The 19,900-nt window shown below is 72.2% G+C and carries 18 protein-coding genes; 6 read left to right on the top strand and 12 right to left on the bottom strand.

All coding sequences use genetic code 11. From position 1 onward, the window contains the following. Positions 1 to 124: 124 nt before the first annotated feature. Positions 125 to 1,495, top strand: a complete 1,371-nt coding sequence (locus AB8A24_RS16660) for an MFS transporter (protein WP_328966126.1) — start codon at positions 125 to 127, stop codon at positions 1,493 to 1,495. Positions 1,496 to 1,648: 153 nt separating this feature from the next. On the opposite strand, the gene gap is transcribed toward AB8A24_RS16660, so the two are convergent. The 3 genes from gap to AB8A24_RS16645 all read right to left on the bottom strand — a co-directional run bounded on the left by gap (position 1,649) and on the right by AB8A24_RS16645 (position 5,382). Further along, on the bottom strand, positions 1,649 to 2,647 hold the full coding sequence (gap, locus tag AB8A24_RS16655) for a type I glyceraldehyde-3-phosphate dehydrogenase (RefSeq protein WP_033224285.1): 999 nt from the start codon (positions 2,645 to 2,647) through the stop codon (positions 1,649 to 1,651). 139 nt (positions 2,648 to 2,786) lie between these two features. Continuing rightward, positions 2,787 to 3,743 (bottom strand): helix-turn-helix domain-containing protein, encoded by a 957-nt coding sequence (locus tag AB8A24_RS16650; protein ID WP_328965244.1) that lies wholly within the window; start codon positions 3,741 to 3,743, stop codon positions 2,787 to 2,789. Positions 3,744 to 4,119: 376 nt separating this feature from the next. Continuing rightward, positions 4,120 to 5,382: a hypothetical protein gene (locus AB8A24_RS16645; RefSeq protein WP_328965245.1), complete on the bottom strand. Its 1,263-nt coding sequence runs from the start codon at positions 5,380 to 5,382 to the stop codon at positions 4,120 to 4,122. Between the two features lie 267 nt (positions 5,383 to 5,649). Here AB8A24_RS16645 and AB8A24_RS16640 point away from each other — a divergent pair, with 267 nt between their 5' ends. Then, positions 5,650 to 6,609: an MBL fold metallo-hydrolase gene (locus AB8A24_RS16640; protein WP_369476355.1), complete on the top strand. Its 960-nt coding sequence runs from the start codon at positions 5,650 to 5,652 to the stop codon at positions 6,607 to 6,609. A 46-nt stretch (positions 6,610 to 6,655) separates the two neighbouring features. Here AB8A24_RS16640 and AB8A24_RS16635 read toward each other — a convergent pair whose 3' ends face one another. From AB8A24_RS16635 to AB8A24_RS16625, 3 genes are read right to left on the bottom strand one after another with little or no spacing between them, the layout of a single operon-like run. Next, complete coding sequence (locus AB8A24_RS16635) at positions 6,656 to 8,059, bottom strand: hypothetical protein (RefSeq protein ID WP_328965247.1); 1,404 nt, start codon at positions 8,057 to 8,059, stop codon at positions 6,656 to 6,658. 52 nt (positions 8,060 to 8,111) lie between these two features. Next, entirely contained in the window at positions 8,112 to 9,023 is a 912-nt protein-coding gene (locus tag AB8A24_RS16630; RefSeq protein WP_328965248.1) for an SDR family oxidoreductase, read from the bottom strand. A 27-nt stretch (positions 9,024 to 9,050) separates the two neighbouring features. Then, positions 9,051 to 9,449 (bottom strand): TetR family transcriptional regulator C-terminal domain-containing protein, encoded by a 399-nt coding sequence (locus AB8A24_RS16625; RefSeq protein ID WP_328966165.1) that lies wholly within the window; start codon positions 9,447 to 9,449, stop codon positions 9,051 to 9,053. Between AB8A24_RS16625 and AB8A24_RS16620 the strand changes: the two genes are divergently transcribed. Both AB8A24_RS16620 and AB8A24_RS16615 read left to right on the top strand, forming a co-directional pair. Continuing rightward, positions 9,345 to 10,043, top strand: a complete 699-nt coding sequence (locus AB8A24_RS16620) for a phosphotransferase (RefSeq protein WP_369476352.1) — start codon at positions 9,345 to 9,347, stop codon at positions 10,041 to 10,043. The genes AB8A24_RS16625 and AB8A24_RS16620 overlap by 105 nt on opposite strands. 133 nt (positions 10,044 to 10,176) lie before the next feature. Further along, positions 10,177 to 10,725, top strand: a complete 549-nt coding sequence (locus AB8A24_RS16615) for a GNAT family N-acetyltransferase (RefSeq protein ID WP_369476350.1) — start codon at positions 10,177 to 10,179, stop codon at positions 10,723 to 10,725. Between the two features lie 45 nt (positions 10,726 to 10,770). Here the strand turns inward: AB8A24_RS16615 and AB8A24_RS16610 are convergent, their stop codons facing one another. The 3 genes from AB8A24_RS16610 to AB8A24_RS16600 form a co-directional block, all read right to left on the bottom strand. Further along, positions 10,771 to 12,378: a phospholipase D-like domain-containing protein gene (locus AB8A24_RS16610; RefSeq protein ID WP_369476348.1), complete on the bottom strand. Its 1,608-nt coding sequence runs from the start codon at positions 12,376 to 12,378 to the stop codon at positions 10,771 to 10,773. A 91-nt stretch (positions 12,379 to 12,469) separates the two neighbouring features. Continuing rightward, the gene (locus AB8A24_RS16605) at positions 12,470 to 13,267 is read right to left on the bottom strand and encodes a DUF2182 domain-containing protein (RefSeq protein WP_369476347.1); all 798 of its coding nucleotides are present in this window, start codon (positions 13,265 to 13,267) and stop codon (positions 12,470 to 12,472) included. Then, on the bottom strand, positions 13,267 to 14,670 hold the full coding sequence (locus AB8A24_RS16600; protein ID WP_369476345.1) for a tyrosinase family protein: 1,404 nt from the start codon (positions 14,668 to 14,670) through the stop codon (positions 13,267 to 13,269). The genes AB8A24_RS16605 and AB8A24_RS16600 overlap by 1 nt, the downstream gene beginning before the upstream one ends. A gap of 198 nt (positions 14,671 to 14,868) precedes the next feature. Here AB8A24_RS16600 and AB8A24_RS16595 point away from each other — a divergent pair, with 198 nt between their 5' ends. Further along, positions 14,869 to 15,186 carry an ASCH domain-containing protein gene (locus AB8A24_RS16595; protein WP_328965253.1) on the top strand — a complete coding sequence of 106 codons (318 nt, stop codon included), beginning with the start codon at positions 14,869 to 14,871 and terminating at the stop codon, positions 15,184 to 15,186. A 96-nt stretch (positions 15,187 to 15,282) separates the two neighbouring features. Here AB8A24_RS16595 and AB8A24_RS16590 read toward each other — a convergent pair whose 3' ends face one another. Further along, on the bottom strand, positions 15,283 to 17,166 hold the full coding sequence (locus tag AB8A24_RS16590) for an ATP-binding cassette domain-containing protein (protein ID WP_328965254.1): 1,884 nt from the start codon (positions 17,164 to 17,166) through the stop codon (positions 15,283 to 15,285). A 296-nt stretch (positions 17,167 to 17,462) separates the two neighbouring features. On the opposite strand from AB8A24_RS16590, the gene AB8A24_RS16585 reads away from it, so the two are divergent. After that, positions 17,463 to 18,494 carry a PQQ-binding-like beta-propeller repeat protein gene (locus AB8A24_RS16585; RefSeq protein ID WP_369476343.1) on the top strand — a complete coding sequence of 344 codons (1,032 nt, stop codon included), beginning with the start codon at positions 17,463 to 17,465 and terminating at the stop codon, positions 18,492 to 18,494. Between the two features lie 3 nt (positions 18,495 to 18,497). Here the strand turns inward: AB8A24_RS16585 and AB8A24_RS16580 are convergent, their stop codons facing one another. After that, positions 18,498 to 19,052 (bottom strand): flavoprotein, encoded by a 555-nt coding sequence (locus AB8A24_RS16580; RefSeq protein ID WP_328965256.1) that lies wholly within the window; start codon positions 19,050 to 19,052, stop codon positions 18,498 to 18,500. A 120-nt stretch (positions 19,053 to 19,172) separates the two neighbouring features. Beyond that, positions 19,173 to 19,766 carry an NAD(P)H-dependent oxidoreductase gene (locus AB8A24_RS16575; protein ID WP_369476341.1) on the bottom strand — a complete coding sequence of 198 codons (594 nt, stop codon included), beginning with the start codon at positions 19,764 to 19,766 and terminating at the stop codon, positions 19,173 to 19,175. Positions 19,767 to 19,900 lie beyond the last annotated feature (134 nt).

The raw sequence follows: 19,900 nt of genomic DNA, 5'->3' as shown, positions 1-19,900 counted from the left end.
TCGTCGGACGGTGACTCAGATCCCTGTACGCAGCAACCCTGTACGCAGCAACCCCGCGCACGGCGACCCCGTGCCCAGCGTTTCCGTCCGCAGTGCCCCCGTCCGCAGTGCCCCCGCGCCCCACCTGAGCGGCCTCGGCCTGTTCACCGTGCTCCTCGGCGCGGCCCTGCCCCTGATCGACTTCTTCATCGTCAACGTCGCGCTCCCGTCCATCGAGCACGACCTCGCCGCCGGCCCCGCCCTCCTGGAGCTGGTCGTCGGTGGCTACGGCGTCGCGTACGCCGTCCTGTTGGTCCTCGGCGGGCGCGTCGGCGACAGCCTCGGCCGCCGCCGGCTCTTCCTCGTCGGCATGGCCGCCTTCGGCGTCACCTCGCTCGCCTGCGGTCTCGCCCCGAACGCCTGGGCCCTCGTCGCCGCCCGCGTCGCCCAAGGCGCGGCCGCCGCCCTCATGCTGCCGCAGGTGCTCGCCACCATCCAGGCCACCACCGAGGGCCCGCGCCGGGCCCACGCCATGAGCCTGTACGGGGCCACCGGGGGCCTGTCCATGGTCGCCGGGCAGATCCTCGGCGGCGTCCTGGTCGCCGCGGACCTCGGCGGAACGGGCTGGCGCGCGGTGTTCCTGGTCAACGTCCCCGTGGTGCTCCTCGGGCTGGTCCTGGCCGTGCGCACCGTCCCGGACACCCGGGCCGGCCGGCCCGCGGCCGTGGACGTGCCCGGCACCCTGCTCCTCGCGCTGTCGCTGGTCTCGCTGCTGCTGCCGCTGACCGAGGGGCGGGCCGCCGGCTGGCCGCTGTGGACCTGGATCTCGTTGGGCGTGTTCCCCGTCGCCGCAGCGGCGTTCTACTTCACCGAGCGCCGGGCCGACCGTAAGGGCCACACCCCGCTGGTGCCGCCGAGCCTGCTGAGGCTGGAGTCGCTCAGGCGCAGCCTGGCGCTCCTGATGCCGTTCTCCGTCGGCTTCGGCGGCTTCATGTTCGTCCTCGCCGTGACCCTCCAACAAGGCCTGGACATGGGCCCGGTGACGGCGGGCCTGGCGCTGGCGCCGATGGCCGTCGCCTTCTTCGGAGCCTCGCTGGCCGGTCCGCGCCTGATCACCCGCTTCGGCAGCCGGATCGTCACCGCCGGAGGCGTCATCCAGGCGGCCGGCATCGCTCTCCTGCTGGCCACCCTGCGCCACGGCTGGCCGGACCTCGGCGTGGCCGTACTCGCTCCGGGCATCGCCCTGGCGGGACTGGGCCAGGGCTTCCAGATGCCGGTGCTGATGCGCCTGACGCTCTCGGACGTCCCCGCCGACCGGGCCGGGGCGGGCAGCGGCGTCATGATCACCGCCCAGCAGTCCGCCGTGGCGCTCGGCGTCGCCACGCTCGGCAGCCTCTTCCTCGCGCTGGTCCCGACCGTCGGCATGCGCGCGGCCGTGTCCACCACCCTGCTCGTCCAGCTCGGCCTCATCGCGCTGACCGTCCTGCTCAGCCTCCGCCTCCCGCGCATGCGCTGAACGGATCGCGGAGGTGCGAAGCACGGGCGCGGTCGCGCGGTCGCCTTGGACACGCCGAGGCGCCCGCGCGCGGCAGGTCGGTCACCGGGATCCAGGACCGTGACCTACCGCGCGCGGGCGCCTGGCCCGCCCCCACCGGGGACCGCTGTCGGTTCAGCCCGCGGCGAGGAGCGTGAGCGTGTCGATCACGCGGTTCGAGAAGCCCCACTCGTTGTCGTACCAGGCGACCACCTTGACGTGGCGGCCGTCGACACGGGTGAGCTCCGAGTCGAAGATCGACGAAGCCGGGTTGCCCGTGATGTCGGAGGACACGAGCGGGTCCTCGGAGTACTCCAGCACGCCGGCCAGCGGTCCCTGCGCCGCGGCGCGGTACGCCTCGAGGATCTCCTCGCGCGTCACGTCGCGGGCGACGGTGGTGTTGAGCTCGACGATCGAGCCCACCGGGACCGGCACACGGATCGAGTCGCCCGACAGCTTGCCGTCGAGCTGGGGCAGCACGAGGCCGATCGCCTTCGCGGCGCCGGTCGAGGTCGGCACGATGTTGACGCCGGCGGCGCGGGCGCGGCGCGGGTCGCGGTGCGGGCCGTCCTGCAGGTTCTGCTCCTGCGTGTAGGCGTGCACCGTGGTCATGAAGCCGTGCTCGATGCCGGCGAGCTCGTCCAGGACGGCGGCCAGCGGGGCCAGCGCGTTGGTCGTGCAGGACGCGTTCGAGACGATCACGTGCTCGGCCGGGTCGTAGGCGTCGGTGTTGACACCGAACGCGAGCGTGACGTCGGCGCCGTCGGACGGCGCGCTGACCAGCACCTTGCGCGCACCCGCCTTGATGTGGCCACGGGCGGCCTCGGCCGAGGTGAAGCGGCCGGTCGCCTCCAGGACCAGGTCCACCTCGAGCTCGGCCCACGGCAGCTGCTCCGGCTCGCGCTCGGCGAGCACCGTGATGCGGTGGCCGTCGACGACGAGCACATTCCCCTCGACGGTCACCGGGCGGCCGAGCCGGCCCGACGTGGTGTCGTAGGCGAGCAGCCGGGCGAGGGTCGCGGGCTCCGTCAGGTCGTTGACGGCGACGACCTCGAGGTCGGTGTCGCGCTCGAGGAGCGCGCGCAGCACGTTGCGACCGATGCGGCCGAATCCGTTGATGGCAATGCGAGTCATGAGCGATGTCCCTTTCGTTCGCCATCAGGTTCGCTCGTGGTCACCCTCCGCAACAGCGGCGAGATCGCCATGGTTCGTAAGGATCTCGCCACCGGGAGGGGAGGGCCGGTCGTGGGGCGGGTGCCCGGCGGACGGCGGCCTATTCGCCCTGGGTGAAGGTGCGCCGGTACTCGGTCGGGGTGGTGCCGAGGATGCGGTGGAAGTGCAGCCGCAGATTGGCGCCGGTGCCGAGGCCGACATCGTCGGCGATCTGCTCGACACTGCGCTCCGAGCGCTCCAGCAGCTCACGGGCCACGTCGATCCGGGCCCGCATGACCCACTGCATCGGCGTGTACCCGGTGTCCTCGGCGAAGCGTCGCGAGAAGGTCCGGGGCGAGACCCCCGCCTGCTGGGCCAGCGCCTCCAGGGTCAGTGGTTCGCCCAGGTGGTGCAGCGCCCACTCGCGGGTGGCGGCGAACCGCTCGCCGAGCGGCTCGGGCACGCTGCGCGGCACGTACTGCGCCTGGCCGCCGCTGCGGTAGGGGGCCGCGACCAGACGGCGGGCCGCGTGGTTCGAGGCGGACACGCCGAGGTCGCGGCGCAGGATGTGCAGACACAGGTCGATGCCCGAGGCGGCGCCGGCGGAGGTGAGCACGCTGCCCTCGTCGACGAACAGGACGTTCTCGTCGAGGCGGATGAGCGGATGTTTCGCGGCGAGGGCCCGCGCGTAGTGCCAGTGGGTCGTCGCGCGCTTGCCGTCGAGCAGACCGGTGGCGGCGAGCGCGAACGCGCCCGTCGAGATGGCGGCGAGCCGCGCGCCCCGGTCGTGGGCGGCGATCAGCGCGTCGATGACGGCCCGCGGCGGATCCTCGCGGTCGGGGTAGCGGTAGCCGGGCACGAAGACGATGTCGGCCCACGCGAGCGCGTCGAGCCCGTGGGTGACGTGGTACGAGAGCCCGTCGCCGCCGGTCACGAGCCCGGGAGCCGCCCCGCACACGCGCACCTCGTACGGCATGCTCGCGCGGGTCGTGAACACCTGCGCGGGGATACCGACGTCGAGGGGCTTGGCGCCTTCGAGGACGAGGACGGCTACACGGTGGAGACGGGAGGGCGGCACGGGGTTCAGGGTACGGCGGGGGAGAGGACGCCCCCTATCCGGCCGCCCCGGCAGCTACGGACGGCGAACCGGGACGGTCGCTCCACCTTCTCGGGGAGCGATTGGCCTTCCGATCATGACGGACCCGGTTCATGAGGACGGTGCCCGCGTCGAGGCGGCCGCGACAGGAGCGGTGAGGGCCGGTACGCGGGATGGCGGGTGGAATGGGCCACCACAAACCTGATCGACGCAGCCCTGGGGGCGGTGGCCGGCCATGCGGACATCGTGCGGTCGGTCACGACGGCGACGGTCGCGGGCCGCGCGGTCGCCGTCACCGGGCCCCGCCCGGACCCTCTCGACGCGGCCGGTGCGCCGACGGGCCCGGACGAGGCCGGCGTCACAGTTGTTCGGCGATGAGGTCCAGGTCCCCCCGGGTGAACCCCGGACCGTCGGCGCCGTCCGGGGCGAAGGACTCGATGACCGCTTGGACGACGGGCGCCGCGTCCGTACCGGCCACGTCGGTGAACTGCACGTTGTAGAAGACGAGTCGACCGTCGATGTCCTCGTTGGAGATCTCCAGGACCTCGTCGAGCCAGTCGGTCGCCTTGGCCACGTTGCCCAGCTCTCGCTCCAGTTCCCGCAGACAGCTACGGCCGATGCCGGGCAGCATCGTCACCGTGAGCGCCGTGGCGTCGGCGAAGGTGCGCACGTCCGGCCAGAAGGTGTTGATGGGCCGGGGCCGGGACGCGTCCGTGAAGTCGAAGAAGGTCAGGGTGTGGCGCACGCACACGTGGTGCACGTTCTCCTCGGCCGCCGTCAGCGTCAGGGTCACCTGCCGCCCGCTCACGTCGGCGCGGACCGTAGCGGTCGCGGCCAGGGTCGCGGAGTCGGCGTACGCCGCGATCGACGGCGCGTTCACGCGGGCCTGCGTGAAGAGGCGTAAGCCCTGCTCGCACGACGGGAACGGGGTCATCCCCTTGCGCAGGTTCTGCTTGGTCTTGGCGTCGTACACCCACTGCTCGCGCAGGGGCGGGTACAGCACCGCCTTGTCGCGGTCGACCCGTTCGGCGGCGAGGTGCGCGGTCTGCAGGTGCCGGTGCAGGGTGGTCCAGAGCGCGGCGTCGTACACGCCACGTCCGTTGTCCGCCTCCGCGGCGTGCAGCCAGGCCGTCTCCAGCTCCTTGAGCGCGAGCGACACGGCGTCCATCCGGCGCGTGCCCGGCCCGCCCGGTATCGGCTCGGTGTCGGGGTCGAAGTTCATACCCGGGTCGTTGGCCGGACTCTGCGGGCCCAGGGACACCATCAGCGGCAGGTTCCACAGCAGGCGGTGCGGGTTGGGGCTGCCACCGGGACCGGCCATCGCCACGGCCTCGGCGACCCGCTCACCCGCCACCGACCAGCACAGAGACCAGAACGCCCGCGCCGCCCCCTGGAGCTTCGGGTTCTGCGCGTTCCAGGCCGGGGTGAGCTGCTCGGCGATCGAGCTGAGGCGCTCCTTGGAGATCTTGTGGTGCAGTGCCCCGGATTTCCACTCGGTGGGTAACGCGTAGGCCGCTTTGCCGTCGTTCAGCGGCTTGACGGCCCACTTGGTCTTGTCCGGGACCTCGCGGCCACTGCTCGGTGGTGGCGCCGGCCTGCCGGCCACCGGAGACGTCGTCATGGCACTCCCTTCGCGGCCCACCGAGCGCGGGCCGCGCCCATCTTCGAGTCCTCGAGGAGTGGGCGTCCACCGGTTCCGGCGCATTGGGAACGGTGGGACGAGTGGCACCGCAAGAGCCGCCGCACCCACCCCGCGAACCCCATCCGCCCCATCCCGCCGGGCCCGCCCGGTGCCGACGCGCAGCCCCGGAAAACCGTGGGTCCCGACCGGCCGCCGCCCGTTACGATCGGGCCTTCACCCGATCATGGCGGTACCACGGAGGCACCGATGACACTCGCCCCTTCGCGGACACCCGACCACCCCGAACGGCTGGAGCGAGGGCACCCGTTCCGACAGTGGAAGACCTGGCGCATACCCGGCACCGAGCTGACCCTCACCGGGTACTCACGCGCCAACGACAAGACGTTCTTCCACATCCCCGAACTGCGCTGCGCGCTCGACGCAGGGCTGGCGGAAGGCCGTCAGCCGGAGACCGTCTTCCTCACCCACACCCACCACGACCATTCCAAGGACCTCGACCACGTGGCGGCCAGGCCCGACGGAGTCGACATCCACCTGCCCGCCGCGGCAGTGCCGTACGTGGAGACCTTTCTGCGGGCCTCCGCCGAACTGAACCACGGCACCGCCTACGATCCGGCCCTCGCCGCGGGCTGCCGGCTCCACGGGGTACGCGGCGGCGACGAGTTCACCTTCGGACGCCGCGGCCACCACGTACGGGTGGTGGAGTGCGCGCACAAGGTGCCGTGCGTGGGATACGCGTTCTCCGAACGGCGCAAGGCGCTGCTGCCCGAGTACGAGGAACTGCGGCGCACCCTCGCCGAACAGGGTCGGGGCGCGGAGTTCGGCCGCCTCCTGGCGCAGCGCCGCAAGGAGGGCATGGAGGTCGAACGGGAGGTGCGCAAGCCGCTGTTCGTCTTCCTCGGCGACACCCACGTGAGCGTCTTCGAGGACAACCCGTGGCTCTTCGCGTACTCGGTGATCATCACCGAGTGCACCTACCTCGACGACGCCGAACTGGAGCGGGCCGACCGGGTCGGACACACCGTATGGAGCCGGTTGAAGCCCGTCGTCGAGGCGCACCCGGACACGCTCTTCGTCCTCACCCACTTCAGCCTGCGCCACTCGGACCAGGACGTCCTGGACTTCTTCCGCGACGAGCGGCCCGACAACGTACTGCTGTGGGCGCACCCGGACAGCCGACTGCCCGAGCAGCACCAGCACGGCTGACGGCCCGGGGCCGTCGTGCCAGGGGCCCAGGGCCCCGGGCCCCGGGTCAGGCCCCCGCCAGCGCGTCCCGCAACCGGCGTGCCTGCTTCAGCAGTTGGGACGACCCGGGTCGCTGGGCGAGCGCCGTCACCTCGGGCAGCTCACCACGCGCTCCCGACAGCCGGGCGGAGTCCGCGGCGACGGCCAGCAGCGCCCCGTGCAGCTGGGGCCGGGTACGAGCCAGCAGGCCGGGCAGAGCCGTGGCCAGGACCGCCCAGACCGCCGCGGCGCCTTCCGGTACCGGTACGGCGACGGCCGCCCGGAGCGACTCCGTCAGCAGGGGCACCCTCAGCGTGCCCAGCTCCACGAGCTCGGTCAGCTCCCGCCCCAGCAGCTCGCCGTCCAGCCGCCCCCGCGAGGCCAGTACCACCAGCGCGCGCACGGCGGCCTCCCGGTCAGGCTTGGGGACGGAGGCGAGCCCGTAGGCGACGGCCAGATGCACGGCGGGCCCGGCCGGGCCGTCGGTCGAGGCGAGCGCCTCCAGGAACGCGGGGGAGCCGTTGCCGTCCTGGTCGGCAGCCGACGCGACACCCGTCAGCAGCCGGGCCGCGGCTATCTCCGGGTGCCAGGGCAGGGTCGCGACCGTGTGGGCGTCCCGGTAGTCCGGCAGGGACCAGTGAGGACAGGAGATGTGCGGCTCGAACACGCGGAACAGTGACCAGAACTGCCGGGGGAACGCGCCGCGGCCCTCGATGGCCTGGTGCCCCACCAGGATCCGGCGGCCGATGCGTGCTCCCAGACGTCTGCTGGGACGCTCGGCCTCTCCCGCTTCGCGCTCCCGCTGCCAGGCCGGGTGGGGCAGGCCACCCTGCCGCAGCCAGGCGGCCAGCCGGATCCCCTCCGCCGACTTCAAGTCCTCAGCGGCGCGCACCACTTCGGGGTCCATCCGGCCGCCGCAGCGCAGCAGCGCCTGCCCCAGGTCCGCCGGCCCGGGCCGGATGCCGAGCCGCTCGTACTCCGCGAGGCGCTCGACCAGCTCGTACGGTTCCACCGCACCGGTCGGGCCGCTCGGTACGGAGAGCAGGAACGGCACGTGATCACCGGCCCGCAACCGAGCCGCGACCTCGCCGGTGCGCGCGCCCGCTATGTAGCCCAGCGCCACGTGCGGGCACAGTTCGAGCCAGCCGGCTCCGGACTTCTCCCAGGACTCCTCCGCCCGCACGGGACCGGCCGCTTCGCCGACGATCACCGCCAGGCACCGCACCTGTGCGTGCGGCTTCACCTTGAACTGCCGCGGGACGGTGCCCAGCGCGGCGGTCAGCGCCTCTCTGTCCCGGAAGCTGTGGCTCACCACGGCGTTGAGCAGACGTTCGAACACCACCACGCCCGGGTCGTGGCGGCCCGCCAGCACGGTCGCGACCTCGTCGGCGAGCGCACCGAGTGACGGTACGGCGAATTCCCCCTCGATCATGTGACGCAGGCTAGTTCCTGCCACTGACAGCGCCGCCGCAGGGTGGGTGGTGTCAGAGCGGATCGCCGAGGGGTCCGTACTCCGCCTCCAGGTTCCTGGCCCAGTGCGCGGCGAAGTCGGGTCGGGTGCCGTCGGCGTCCGTGAACCCGTACTCCTTGTACAGGTCCCAGGTGGCCAGTGCCCGGCCGGTCCTGGCGATGACGTCCGGGTCGGCCGCCAGGGCCACGACCGCCCGCCCCAGATAGGTGGGAGTCTCCGAGTGCGCGAAGTTCGGGTCCTCGGCCGCGCCGTCACGCCAGTCGGCCTCGGTGACGCCGAAATGCTCCAGCATCGCCTCCGAGCGCAGGAACCCCGGTGTCAGGGAGACGGCCGCGACGCCGTGCGGCCGCAGCTCGGCGGCTTGCGCGACGGCCAGTCGGATCACCGCCGACTTCGCCACGTCGTAGAAGAAGGAGCCGCGGTAGCGGGCGGTGTTGCCGTCGGTGACCTCCACGACCAGGCCGCTCTTGCGGGCGACCATGAGCGGCAGCGCGTACCGGCTGGTGATCACATGGGTCTCCACCGCCCGACGCAGGAGGCGCAGGCCCTGGTCCAGATCCTGCTCCCACAGCGGGTTTTCCCAGTCGGTGAGCGCATCTCCGCCCCATACGGAGTTGACCAGGATGTCGAGCCGGCCGTCCTGTTCGGTCGCGATCCGCGCCACCAGGGCCTGGACCTCCTCCGGGTCGCTGTGGTCGGTGCGGACCGGGATGCCCAGGCCTCCGGCGGCGGTGATCGCCTCGGCCGTCTCCTCGATGGTCTCGGGGCGGTCGAGATCGGAGCGCTGCGTACCGCTGCTGCGGCCGGTCACGTAGACCGTCGCGCCGGCGGCTCCGAGCTCGACGGCTATGCCCCGCCCGCCGCCCCGGGTGCCACCGGCGACCAGCGCGACCTTTCCGGCGAGCTGTCGTGTCTTCGTCATCATCTCTGCGCTCCAGGTCTTCCAGCGGATTCAGGCGGTGGGGGTGACGGTGGTGGCGATATGGGGGGCCAGCACGGCATCCAGTTCGTGCCGGACACGCCGGACGAGGGCGCCCTGCCGGTCGAGCGCCCAGATGAGACCCGCGCCGGAGGTGACGGCCTGCACGGTCGCGGTGAGCGCCTCGACATCCGTCGTGGCACGGAGCTCGCCCGTGGAAACGGCTTCCGCCAGCAGCGTGCCGACCGCCCGGCGCTGGGCCTCGTGCACGGCGAGGGCCCGCTCGTGCAGTTCGGGGTCCGTGAGATCCATGCACAGGAACGCCAGATGATGGGCGAAGGTCTCCTCGCGGGTCTGGCCGGTGACGGCCTGCCCGTGCCCGCGCCCGTGGCCACCGAGGGCGGAGACCTCGTGGCGGAGTTCGACGGACACGGCTACTACGTCCTCTCCTGGGTCGACGGCCGGCACGTACCGGGGACCGAACTCACCCTCGACCAGGCCCGCGAACTCGGCGTGCTCCTCGCCCGCCTCCACCACGCCCTGAGCCGCCATGCCCCCGGCCCGCTCCCCGATCGGCCCCCACCGGCCGAGGTCACCGGCGTGGCCACGGCCGACAGCGCCGCCGGAGCCCTGCGGGCCCGGCTTCCCGCCGACCCGATGCCCGGCCTGGACACGGCCCTGCGCGAGCGGCGCGCACTGCTGACCCGGTACGCGGACCGGCGACCGGACGGCGAGATCCCGGCCGGGCCCTACGGCTGGACGCACGGCGATTTCCAGTACCGCAACCTGCTGCGCCGGGACGGCGAGGTCGCGGCGATCCTGGACTGGGACCGGCTCGGTGTCCGCCCGTACGGGGAGGAGGTCGCGCGGACCGCGCAGGTCCAGTTCGGCGGTGACGGCGTCTTCGACCTCGACCGCGTGGCCGCGTTCACGGCCGGGTACCGATCGGTGATCGACCTGCCCGAGGCGGACCTGGCCGATGCGGTGACCCGGCTGTGGTGGAAGCGCCTGACCGACTACTGGTAGCTGGAGTTCCTCCTCACCCGGAAGGATCCCGCCTTCGGGAAGATGTTCCTGGAAGGCGAGGCGCTGCTGCACTGGTGGAGCGACCGAGCCGACGAGGTCCAGGCGGCCTACGCCCCCTAGGTAACGTTGGCCCATGATCGATATGCCGGCACGGGTCGAACTGCACCCGCTCACCCTCTCCGACCAGGACGAATTCTGCGCGCTCGTGCGGGCCAGTTCCGCACTCCACCGGCCGTGGATGCAGCTACCCGCGACCGCGGAGGAGTTCCAGGCCTGGATGTGCCGTTTCGACGACGGCACCAACCGGGGCTTCCTCGTCCGGGTCCGGGAGACCGGCGCGACCGTCGGCATGGTCAACATCAACTCGATCATCCGGGGCCGCTATCAGGGCGCGTCCCTCGGCTACGCGGCCTTCGCCCCGTCCGCGGGCCACGGGTACATGACCGAAGGGGTCGCCGCCACCCTGCGGCACGCCTTCACCGACCTACGGCTCCACCGGCTGGAGGCCAACGTCCAGCCGGGGAACAAAGCCTCCCTGGCCTTGGTCCAGCGGCTGGGCTTCCGCTACGAAGGCCTCTCGCCCGCCTACCTCTACATCGACGGCGGCTGGCGCGACCACGAACGCTGGGCCATCACCGCACCGAGCCCCTGGACGCCCGATCCGACCCTGCCCGAGGTCTAGGCCGTCTCTTTCGGATCCTGCCGGGGCGCCGCCGGTGGACACGCGCTACGGCGAGCCGGCCAGCAGCCGGCGTTGGTGGTCCCGCGCCGGTTCGTCGTAGTACTTGTCCGACCAGCGCCCGGCGACGAGCGGCACCGGGGCTTCGACTCCCGTCTCGGGGCCGGGCGTCGGCTGGTGCGCGGCCAGGCGGAGCGAGTCCCGGAAGCGGTGGTGGTTGAACAGGCGGGAGAACTCGGTGAAATAGATCTCCGCGAGGCCGTGGTCGCCCCGGATCACCAGCATGTTCTCGTCGTTCCGGTTCGCGGAGGGGTTGCTGAAGTTGGCGGAGCCGGTGACCACGATCGGATCGTCACCGAGCGGGTCGATCAGCAGGTACTTCGTGTGCAGGTACTCGATGTTGTTGGAGAACGGGTTGTCGTGCTCGGTCGCCCAGCCCGCCAGGCCGCCCTCTTCGACGAGTCCGCAGGCCACCAGCTCGGTCTCCGGATCGGTGACCAGGCTCCGGTGCGCGTCGGCGGTGCCGGCGTCCTCGAACAGCAGCCAACGCAGCGCGGGGTGGTCGCCGGGGAGCTGGTCGGCGAACCGGGGATCGAAGTTGAACGGGAACGTGATGCACACCAGCTCCTGGGCCGATCCGAAGAGCGCGGCCCAGCGGTCCTGGGCCGTGGTGTGCGTGTGCGGGCTGAACACGACCGATATGCCGGCGGGCCAGGGGTCGGGCATCGGGCTGTGGGCGTCCACCCAGTTGTTGAGGGTGCCGGGGGTCGGGTCCGCGACGAGCTGGGCCCAGTAGTCGCGGTACTGCCGGGCTACGGACAAATCGGTGACGGTGTGTCCGACGTTGGACTGTCCGAAGATCCCGTTCTCGGTGATGTTGGTCGACCCGGTCCAGACGGCCCGGGGCTCACCCTCGTGGCTCACGACCACGAACTTGTTGTGCGGGATCGTGGCTCGGGTCCGCCAGGACACGACCAGGTCGTCGATGCCGGCGGCGGCCACCGCCTCACGGTTGTGCGGGTGGTCGAACACGACGAGTCGGACGTCCACGCCCGTGTCCGCGGCCACGCGGAAGGCGGTGAGCACGGGCAGGTACTCGAACTCGTACAACGCCGCCCGCAGCTGCCCGCGGTCGCCGTCGGCGGTGCCGATGAAGGCGAGCAGCGCCTCCTCCAGGCCGCGCGACAGCCAGCGCCAGGCCTCACGGTTGGGTACGTCACGCGGGTGGAGGTTCTTGAAGCGTTCGGCATAGGCCTGCGAGGCGTACACGCCACGGTTGAACCAGACACCGTGCACGCCCGGCTCCTCGGTCCGCACCCGCAGCTCGACGGTCGAGACCGGGGTGAGTTCCTCTCCCGGGGTTCCGGTCATGGAGTGCACGCGGTAGGTGTACGTCCGCCCCGGCTCGGCGCGGTAGTCGGCCCAGGTGAACGTCTGGAACGGGTTCCAGTTGGACCCCCACCGGCGCCGCGCCTGCGGGAAGCGGAGCCGGTTGTCGAGCCAACGGTGCCGGCCCGAGGCGTGGTCGAACCGCTCGACTCCAAAACCGAGTACGTCGTCCATGGCGGCTCGATCGTGGTCGAACCCCAGGACCACCACATGGGTCCCCGCGATGGCCTGTACGCGCAATGGCCCGGAACTGCTCTGCACTCTCATGCCCATGCCTCCCGGTCCCCGGGACGTCAAGACCAGCTTCACCCCGCGCCCGGTCGAGCGCACTCCGGCGCGGACGCGCGCCCTGCCCCGCTCAGTACCACCGCCAGGCCGCGTCCGGTAGGACGACCGCCAGGGCGGTCGCGGCGAGTGCCGCGGCGGCGAGCCGCGTAGGGCGCCGCGGCTTGCGGGCCAGTCTCTCGGTGAGGACGATCCCGGTGAGTACGGCCATCCACACGAGCATCCCGCTCCTGCCGCTCGCCACGGCCATCACCAGCATCAGTGCCCAGCACGAGCGCAAGCACGCCCAGCCCTGACGGAGCCCGAAGCGGCAGGCCCCCGCCACCGCGCGCGGGCCGCTCGGTGGCAGCGGGGAGGAGCGGTGACAGTCGCGCAGGGCCCGGCGTTTGTGGACCGTCAGCTGCCAGGCGGCCGCGAGCGCGAGCGCGCAGGCGAGGGCGACATCGTCCGGCAGTCGCGCCCAGAGCGGTGCCGGCGCCCGGAGCAGGGCGCCGTAGCCGATCCAGACCGCCAGGTAGACGGCGGCGAACGTGGCCATCGCGCGCTGCCGACGCCGCCGCAGGCTGTTCGTCCCCACGTGAGCGAGCGCGGGGACCGCCGCCGGCAGCATCATCGCGACGCTCATCAACGCCCACATCACCAGATCCGCGGAAGCGGAAGCACCGTGGGCCTCGTGCGGCGCGGACATGTGGTGGTGCGCGGCCCCGGCACGGGCGGCATCGTGCGAGCCGCCGGTCACGGCCGATGCGATCAGGGCGATCCAGGCGGCGACGGCCACCAGCTCGAAGGCGAGCGTGACACGCGGCCGCAGGAACCGCCGTACGGGCGCCGTCCGCGGGGGCCGTACCCGCGCCGCGCCCGGCACCGTCATCAGGTGTAGCCGAGGCTGACCCGTCCGATCTCGACCGGTGGGTCCTCGCTCTCAGCGTCGACCGGGCCGAGCGGGAGGAACGTCACGCGCAGCGCACGGTCGTCCCACGCGTTCTCCGCCACGAGCCGGCGCACGAGCGGGGTGATCTCGACGGTCACCCGCAGACCGTGCGGGTGCTCGTCGCCGCGGGGATCCTGGGCGCGCTCGATACCGAAGAAGGACAGGTTGCCCACCCGATGGCTCTCCGCCACCTCAGGGGAGGCTCGGTCGGGCAGGTTGACGTAGATGCCGTAGACGGTCTCGGGGTTCTCCTCGCCCTCGATGTCCTCGACGTTGAGGTACACGCGGCGATCGGCCTCGGGGACGGGGACGCCCAGCGCCAGGCCGAGCGACCGCGTCGTGCGTCGGTCGATCGGTACGGTGACGCTCGCCGCACGACCGACGAGCCGCACGGTCTCCAGTGACGCGCCCGCCATCTCGCGGCGCTTGGGCGGTGTCGGCTCGGACGCGGTCGGGCGGCTCATCGACACCTCGGGCACGGGGGACAGGGGCGGAGGTGGCGGCGCGACCGGTAGGGGCGACTCGTACGTGTACCCCAGCTGGTCGGCGATGTCGACGACGGCGGACGCCGCCAGTCTCCGCTCGCTCCCGTCGGCGTCGAAGAACCGGTACTCCTGGGTGATCCAGCGCGGGTCCGTCGGGTTGCCGTGTCCCGGGCGGCTCGCCCATGCGAACCAGAGGCGGTCGATATTGGCGTGATGGAGCCAGAAGATCGGGTCCAGCGCCGCCGTGGCGGTCCTCCCCATCCAGCGGCCGATGTGACTGTGCACGGCGTTGTGCGGGGTGTTCTCGACCGCTCCGTCCCGGTTCCAGAAGGCATCGCCGTCCGGGGTGATGCCGCCACCGAACTCGGCCTCGCCGACGAACCGGGTGCGCCCCATCGCATAGTCCGGGGAGGTGATCTGGAAGGGCAGGGGTTCACCCCGGTTGAGCCGGTGCGCCCGGTCGGCGAACAGCGGGTTGGAGCCGCCTTCCTCGTCGCGGAAGGCCGGCGGGATCCGGGCCTGCGACGGATCGGCGTCGTAGTCCCAGAACGGCAGCGCCCAGTCGGCCGGGCCGCCCAGATCCACGACCGCGGCGCGGACGATCCGTTCGAAGTACCAGAGATACATGCGGTGCCAGGAGAGGAAGAACCAGGAGCCGTGCTTGCAGCTGTTCCACAGCGGCTTCGGCGGTGTCTCGGCCGTCCCGTGGATGGCCGCCTGGTAGGACCAGCTCGTGGGGTCGTCCGCGTCCCGCCGCTTCATCTCGGCGACGGCTGCCGCGTAGTGCGCGAGCGTCAGGTCGTCTTCCGGCAGGGTCCACACGTTCCTGCGCACGTGCACGACCGGCTGAGGGCTCAACGCGTCCGCCTTCCGTCACGTCGGTCGGTCGTGACGAGGCTCGTGCCCCGCACTGCCGCGCCGCCGGTTCCCCATCGCGTCAGGTCGCGAACGATTTCGGGATGAACCCTACCCAAACGACATGCCGTGATCGACTCGGCGCGCGGGCAAGAGGCGCCGGCCCGGTCCGACCGGCCCGACACGGGTTAGGGTGCGCCGATGAACTCGCCGTCCCTGTACTTCCATCCCGACTATCTCGACGCCGTGCGGGCCGGCCGGAAGACGACCACCGTCCGCTTCCGCGACCCGGTGGAGGTGGGCCCGGTCAGCCTCGTGTTCGAGTCGGACGAGGAAGTGGCTCTGCCGGGTGTCGTCACGCAGCTCACCGTCACGACGGTCGGCCGGCTGTCCGAGGCGGACGCCCGGGCGGACGGCTTCCGTGATCTGGCCGAGCTCCACGACCGACTGCGGTACCACTACCCCGACATCGAGCCTGCCGACCACGTCACCATCGTGCACTTCCGGCCGGTGGCATGAGCGGGTGGCCTCGGTGAAGACGCGCGCGCGGCGCCCTCACCGAGGCCACGGGACCGGGGGACGCGGAGTGCGACCCGTCCCCCGGACCTCACCGGGCTACCTGTCCTGGGAGAGCCGGACCAGCTCGGCGAAGGAGCCGTCCAGGCGGACCAGCTCCTCGAAACCGCCCTGCTCGATGATCCGTCCCGCGTCGAGGACGATGATCCGGTCCGCGAGGCGGCAGTTCTCCATCCGGTGCGTGACGATCACCGTGATCCGGTCGTCCTTCATGTCGCGCAGTCCGGAGAACACCATGTGCTCACCGCGCGGGTCCATGGCCGACGTCGGCTCGTCCATGACCAGCAGCCCCGGCCTCCGGTGGAACGCCCGCCCGCACGCCAGACGCTGCCACTGGCCGCCGGAGGGCTCGTGCCCGCCCCAGACCGAGCGGGCCAGCAGCGTGTCCAGGCCGTTCGGGAACTCCTGGACGGTCGTCCGCATGCCGACCGCGTCCAGGGCGTCCCAGACGGCCTCCTCACCGCGCGGGTCGGGCCGGCCGAGGGTGATGTTCTCCCGAGCGGAGAAGGGCCAGTACCCGTAGGACTGGGTGACGAGGCCGACGTGCTGCCAGGCGGTGCGCTGGTCGGCGTCGGAGGTGGGGACACCGTCCCAGGCGACGATGCCGGACGTGGGGACGGTCAGCGAGGTCAGCAACCGGATCAGCGTCGACTTCCCCGCACCGTTCTCCCCGACGACGGCGATGACCTCGCCCCGGGACAGGGTCAGGGACACCGGCCCGAGCGAGGGGGTGTCCTTGCCGGGGTAGGTGTACGTGGCCTCCTCCAGACGGATCTTCTCCGGCGCTACCTCCATCACCTGCGGGCCGCGGGGACCGGACTTCTCGGCGGCCTCGGCGACGAAGGCGGTGTAGTCGCCGAGGTAGAGGGCGTGCTGGAACATCGCCGCCCCGTAGACGACGAGCTGCGAGAGGGCGGCGGTGGAGGTCCGCGTGGCCACGACCGCCGTGCCGGCCGCGGCGATCGCCATGTACCCGCCCACGACGAGCCCGGCGAGGGCCCCGTAGGTCGCCAGGACGAAGACCCCCGAGGCGGTGGCGGCGGTCAGGTGGACGATGAGGTAGCGGGGCGCGGAGCTGACCATCCTGGAGTCGATGCGCTCGCAGACCGCCGCGTACCAGTGATGGGCGTACGGACGCATGCTGTTGCCGCGCAGCTCGTCGGCGAGCTTCGGGGTGGTCAGGTGCCAGCGCATCATGTGCTTGATGTTGCGGGAGGCGATCGTCTGGTTGTGGAGCCGGTAGTCGAGGCGGGCGGCGTAGACCGAGCCGAGGCCGCGCGGGATCACCGACAGCAGCAGCAACGGCAGCAGCACGGGGTGGACCACCGCGAGGACGGATGCCACGGCGACCATGTCGATCAGACCGCCGGTGAAGCCGAGCGCGTCCTGCAGCAGCATGGCGGAGCGGGCGGATCCGGTCTCGGCGGCCTCGGAACGCTCGGTGAAGTCGGGCGCGTCGTAGGCGGCGAGTTCGACGTCCATGTGGGCGTCGACCATGGCGAGGTCGGCGAGGGTGGCCATACCGGGATTCAGGCGGCGGGCCGCGCTGCCCGAGGTGATGGAGGCCAGCGCGCCGAGCGCCGTCATGGCGGCCGCGACGACCAGCGGCCAGGCTGCCGCCGCGATCCGCTCCTGGATGCCGTCGCCGGTCAGGAGCGGGACCATCGCCCGGGAGATCGCCGCGAGCGCCGCCGCCGTGCAGATCCCGCCGAGGACCTGGGCGGTGACCAGTACGTGGAACGCGGTGCGGTTGACGGCGAGGGCGAGCCGCGCGGTCTGCCGGAGGGCGGACGGAACGCGGTGGGCCATCTGCCCGAGCGACAGCGCCTCCATGGTCTCGTTGTGCCGGCCCCAGGTGTACGTGAACTCCGCAGGGGCGGGTGGTGCGGCGGCTTTCGGCTGTTCGGCCTGCTGCTGGGACATGCTGCGTCTCCTTCAACCGGGTTGTCCTGGAGGCCGGTTCGTCGCTCGCAGCGCATGCCGGAGAAGCCCTGCTCCGCGGTGTGCGGAGGGGCGGCTGCGTGGTCGCGGGAACTGGAGGCAGTGAGTACAGCGCAGACCGAAGCCCGGAGCAGCGGGATCTGGCCGACCTCGCGGCGACGGCTCCCTGGCTGTGGCCGCTGATCGAATCCGGGAACCCCCGGGCTTCCGGGAGCGGACGCACAGGAGGTTGGCCGGAACCCGCCGGTACGGGGGTCGGCCCACCGGAAACCACTTGCGTGCCCGTGGCGCCGTACGCCCGGCCGGACCGCGCACCGCGGGCCCGCCGGCTGCTGGCGGAGCTCGCGGGCGCGGTCGGCCTGGACCGGTCGGTGCGGCGGCGGGTGTGGGCCGTCGAGGGTCTGGCGGACGGCAGGGTGCTGGCCGCGCTGGACGGGGTGCTCGCGGAGGCGTGGCTGCCGTCGGGGCAACGGCAGTGGGTGGTCGGGGACGAGTGGGGCGGCCGCCAGCTGATGCCGGCGTCCGACGGGGCGTCCGTGTGGGCCAATGCCGAGCGGCGCGGACGCCGCACACGCGCCGGGTGGGAGACGTCGGCGCCCCGGGTGGCCCGGATCGCCCTGGACACGGGGCGGGTGCTGGAGACCGTGAGTGCGGGTGAGTACGCGATCCTCGTCGCGGGCGGCGGGAAGCGGCTGGTCCTGCGGCCGGTGGAGGACCCCCGGAAGGCCGACCGGCGGCTGTTGCTGTTCGTGCTGGACGGAACGACCGCCGAAGGACCGGAGGTCCGGGGCTTCGACCTGTTCAACCACCCGTTCCCGATGCGCCGTTCGAGCCGCCCGTACGTGCTGGTGGGCACCGATCCGCAGTGGGCTCACCTAGGCCTTTGGGTCGCGGCCGTGGGCCCGGACGGGACGCTGCGGCCGCTCTTCCCGCACAGCTGGGTGCCGCAGGAGCATTACTTCGGGGGCCCGGCGGTCGAGATCGGGGAGTCCCTGGTGTACGCGGGCTCCGTCTACCACCCGCAGGGGCATGGCGGCTCGTACGTCGTACGGCGGTCCCTGGGCGGGGAGGTGCTGTGGGAGCACCGCGCCGACCACCGCGCGACGGCGTTGGACTCGGACGGCGAGGCGGTCTACTCGACAGACAATTCCGGAGCCCTGACGGCCCTGGACGCCGCTACGGGCGCGGTGCTCTGGCGGACCGCCCTCACCGTCGGCGGGGTCCCGACCTGCGCGCTCTTCCTGGCGGTGGCTCCGCAGGGGCGGTTGCTGGTCGGGACCGTCGACGGCCGTGTCCTGGAGTACGGGTGACCGCTAAGCCTGGGACACGGCGGGGCCGAGGGCGCCCAGAGCGTTGATGGCGGTGTCCCAGGGGAAGTGGATCGGGGCATCGGGGTCGGCGGGGTCCGGGGTGTATCCGGTCTCGCCGTGGAGGAGTTCGACTCCGGCGTTGCGCAGGGTGTTCAGGGAGACGTCGAACTGGGGGTGGGCGGCAAGGGCGGTGTTGGCGCAGGGCATCGCTATGACGGGCGTACGCTTGCCGGTCGCCTCGGCGGCGAGGCCGACGACGAGGTTGTCGGTCAGGCCGAGGGCCCACGCGTTGATGGTCTTGAAGGTGGCCGGTGCGAAGAGGACGGCGTCGGCCGCCGGCCATACGTCGGGCTGGCCTGGAAGTTTGTACTGCCATCGCACGGGATGGCCGGTCAGAGCGGCGAGTCCGTCGAGGCTTTGGGAGAGCCAATGCGCCGCGGTGGGGGTGAGGCCGAGGCATACGTCCCAGCCGCGGACCTGGGCGTCCTCGATGACCCGGGCGACGTCGAAGACGGGCGGGGCGGCGGAGCAGAGCAGGTGGAGAGTCTTCGTGGTCATGCCGCAATATGATCACATGCTTCGAGCTTGATCACGTTTTCCGGATCCGGTCAGTTTTCGCGGGCTCCGAACCCACGGCGCCGGAGCGTGCGGGCCGTCTCCGACAGCACCGGAGGCGTTTCATAGCGTGAGCTCGGCCGCCAGTCGGCGCGCCCGGTGCAGCCAGTCGGCGCGTTCCTCGTCGGAGGAGTCGGTGACCGTCCGGAAGACGGTGCGTCGCACGTCGGTGATTCCCGCATAGGGAAGGACGCATGCCGCCCAGATCCGTTGCAGCGGGTCGCCGAACTCCGTCTCCTCCCGCTCGATCGGGGTGTCGGACGTGTTCAGGACGAGCGCCCGGTCGGCTTTCAGGAGCGGCGCGGGCTCGCCTTCCGCCGTACCCAGCTTGTAGGCGACGCCCGGCGCGAGGACACGCTGCACCCAGCCTGCAAGGACGGCGGGCGGCATGCCCCACCAGTTCGGGTGGACGAACACCAGCGCGTCATGGGTGGCCAGCTCCCTCTGGTGCAGCGCCACCTGCGGGTCGCTGGCGCCCGGCGCGGCCTCGACCGTGCCCGTCTCCTCGGCGGACAGCGACGGCGGGAAACCCTCGGCGCACAGGTCGTGCGCGACCACCCGGCACCCCCGGCCGCGCAGCTCCTGCACCACGGCACCGAACACGGCGTGGTTGAAGCTCCCCGGCCGCGGGTGTGCGAGATACACCCCGATCTGCATGTGCGTCCCCCCGGTCGACACGAGCCGTCGTCGCCACCTGATCCGAGGTGCCGGACGGCTCACTCTCGTCCTCATTCTCGTTCCCGGTCGGCGTCCACCGACCACCGGGGCCGGTTTCGCGGGTGTGGCGGCGG

The organism is Streptomyces sp. BF23-19 (assembly GCF_041106355.1).
Taxonomy (GTDB): Bacteria; Actinomycetota; Actinomycetes; order Streptomycetales; family Streptomycetaceae; genus Streptomyces; species Streptomyces virginiae_A.
This window is presented reverse-complemented; position numbering and strand designations above follow the sequence as displayed.

Coding starts and splice junctions, on each gene's coding strand:
- AB8A24_RS16610 (WP_369476348.1), bottom strand. CDS start 12,378: ATGAGAGTGCAGAGCAGTTCCGGGCCATTGCGCGTACAGGCCATCGCG.
- AB8A24_RS16620 (WP_369476352.1), top strand. CDS start 9,345: ATGATGGGCGAAGGTCTCCTCGCGGGTCTGGCCGGTGACGGCCTGCCC.
- AB8A24_RS16595 (WP_328965253.1), top strand. CDS start 14,869: ATGAACTCGCCGTCCCTGTACTTCCATCCCGACTATCTCGACGCCGTG.
- AB8A24_RS16630 (WP_328965248.1), bottom strand. CDS start 9,023: ATGATGACGAAGACACGACAGCTCGCCGGAAAGGTCGCGCTGGTCGCC.
- AB8A24_RS16645 (WP_328965245.1), bottom strand. CDS start 5,382: ATGACGACGTCTCCGGTGGCCGGCAGGCCGGCGCCACCACCGAGCAGT.
- AB8A24_RS16575 (WP_369476341.1), bottom strand. CDS start 19,766: ATGCAGATCGGGGTGTATCTCGCACACCCGCGGCCGGGGAGCTTCAAC.
- AB8A24_RS16590 (WP_328965254.1), bottom strand. CDS start 17,166: ATGTCCCAGCAGCAGGCCGAACAGCCGAAAGCCGCCGCACCACCCGCC.
- AB8A24_RS16605 (WP_369476347.1), bottom strand. CDS start 13,267: ATGACGGTGCCGGGCGCGGCGCGGGTACGGCCCCCGCGGACGGCGCCC.
- AB8A24_RS16580 (WP_328965256.1), bottom strand. CDS start 19,052: ATGACCACGAAGACTCTCCACCTGCTCTGCTCCGCCGCCCCGCCCGTC.
- AB8A24_RS16640 (WP_369476355.1), top strand. CDS start 5,650: ATGACACTCGCCCCTTCGCGGACACCCGACCACCCCGAACGGCTGGAG.
- AB8A24_RS16635 (WP_328965247.1), bottom strand. CDS start 8,059: ATGATCGAGGGGGAATTCGCCGTACCGTCACTCGGTGCGCTCGCCGAC.
- gap (WP_033224285.1), bottom strand. CDS start 2,647: ATGACTCGCATTGCCATCAACGGATTCGGCCGCATCGGTCGCAACGTG.
- AB8A24_RS16615 (WP_369476350.1), top strand. CDS start 10,177: ATGATCGATATGCCGGCACGGGTCGAACTGCACCCGCTCACCCTCTCC.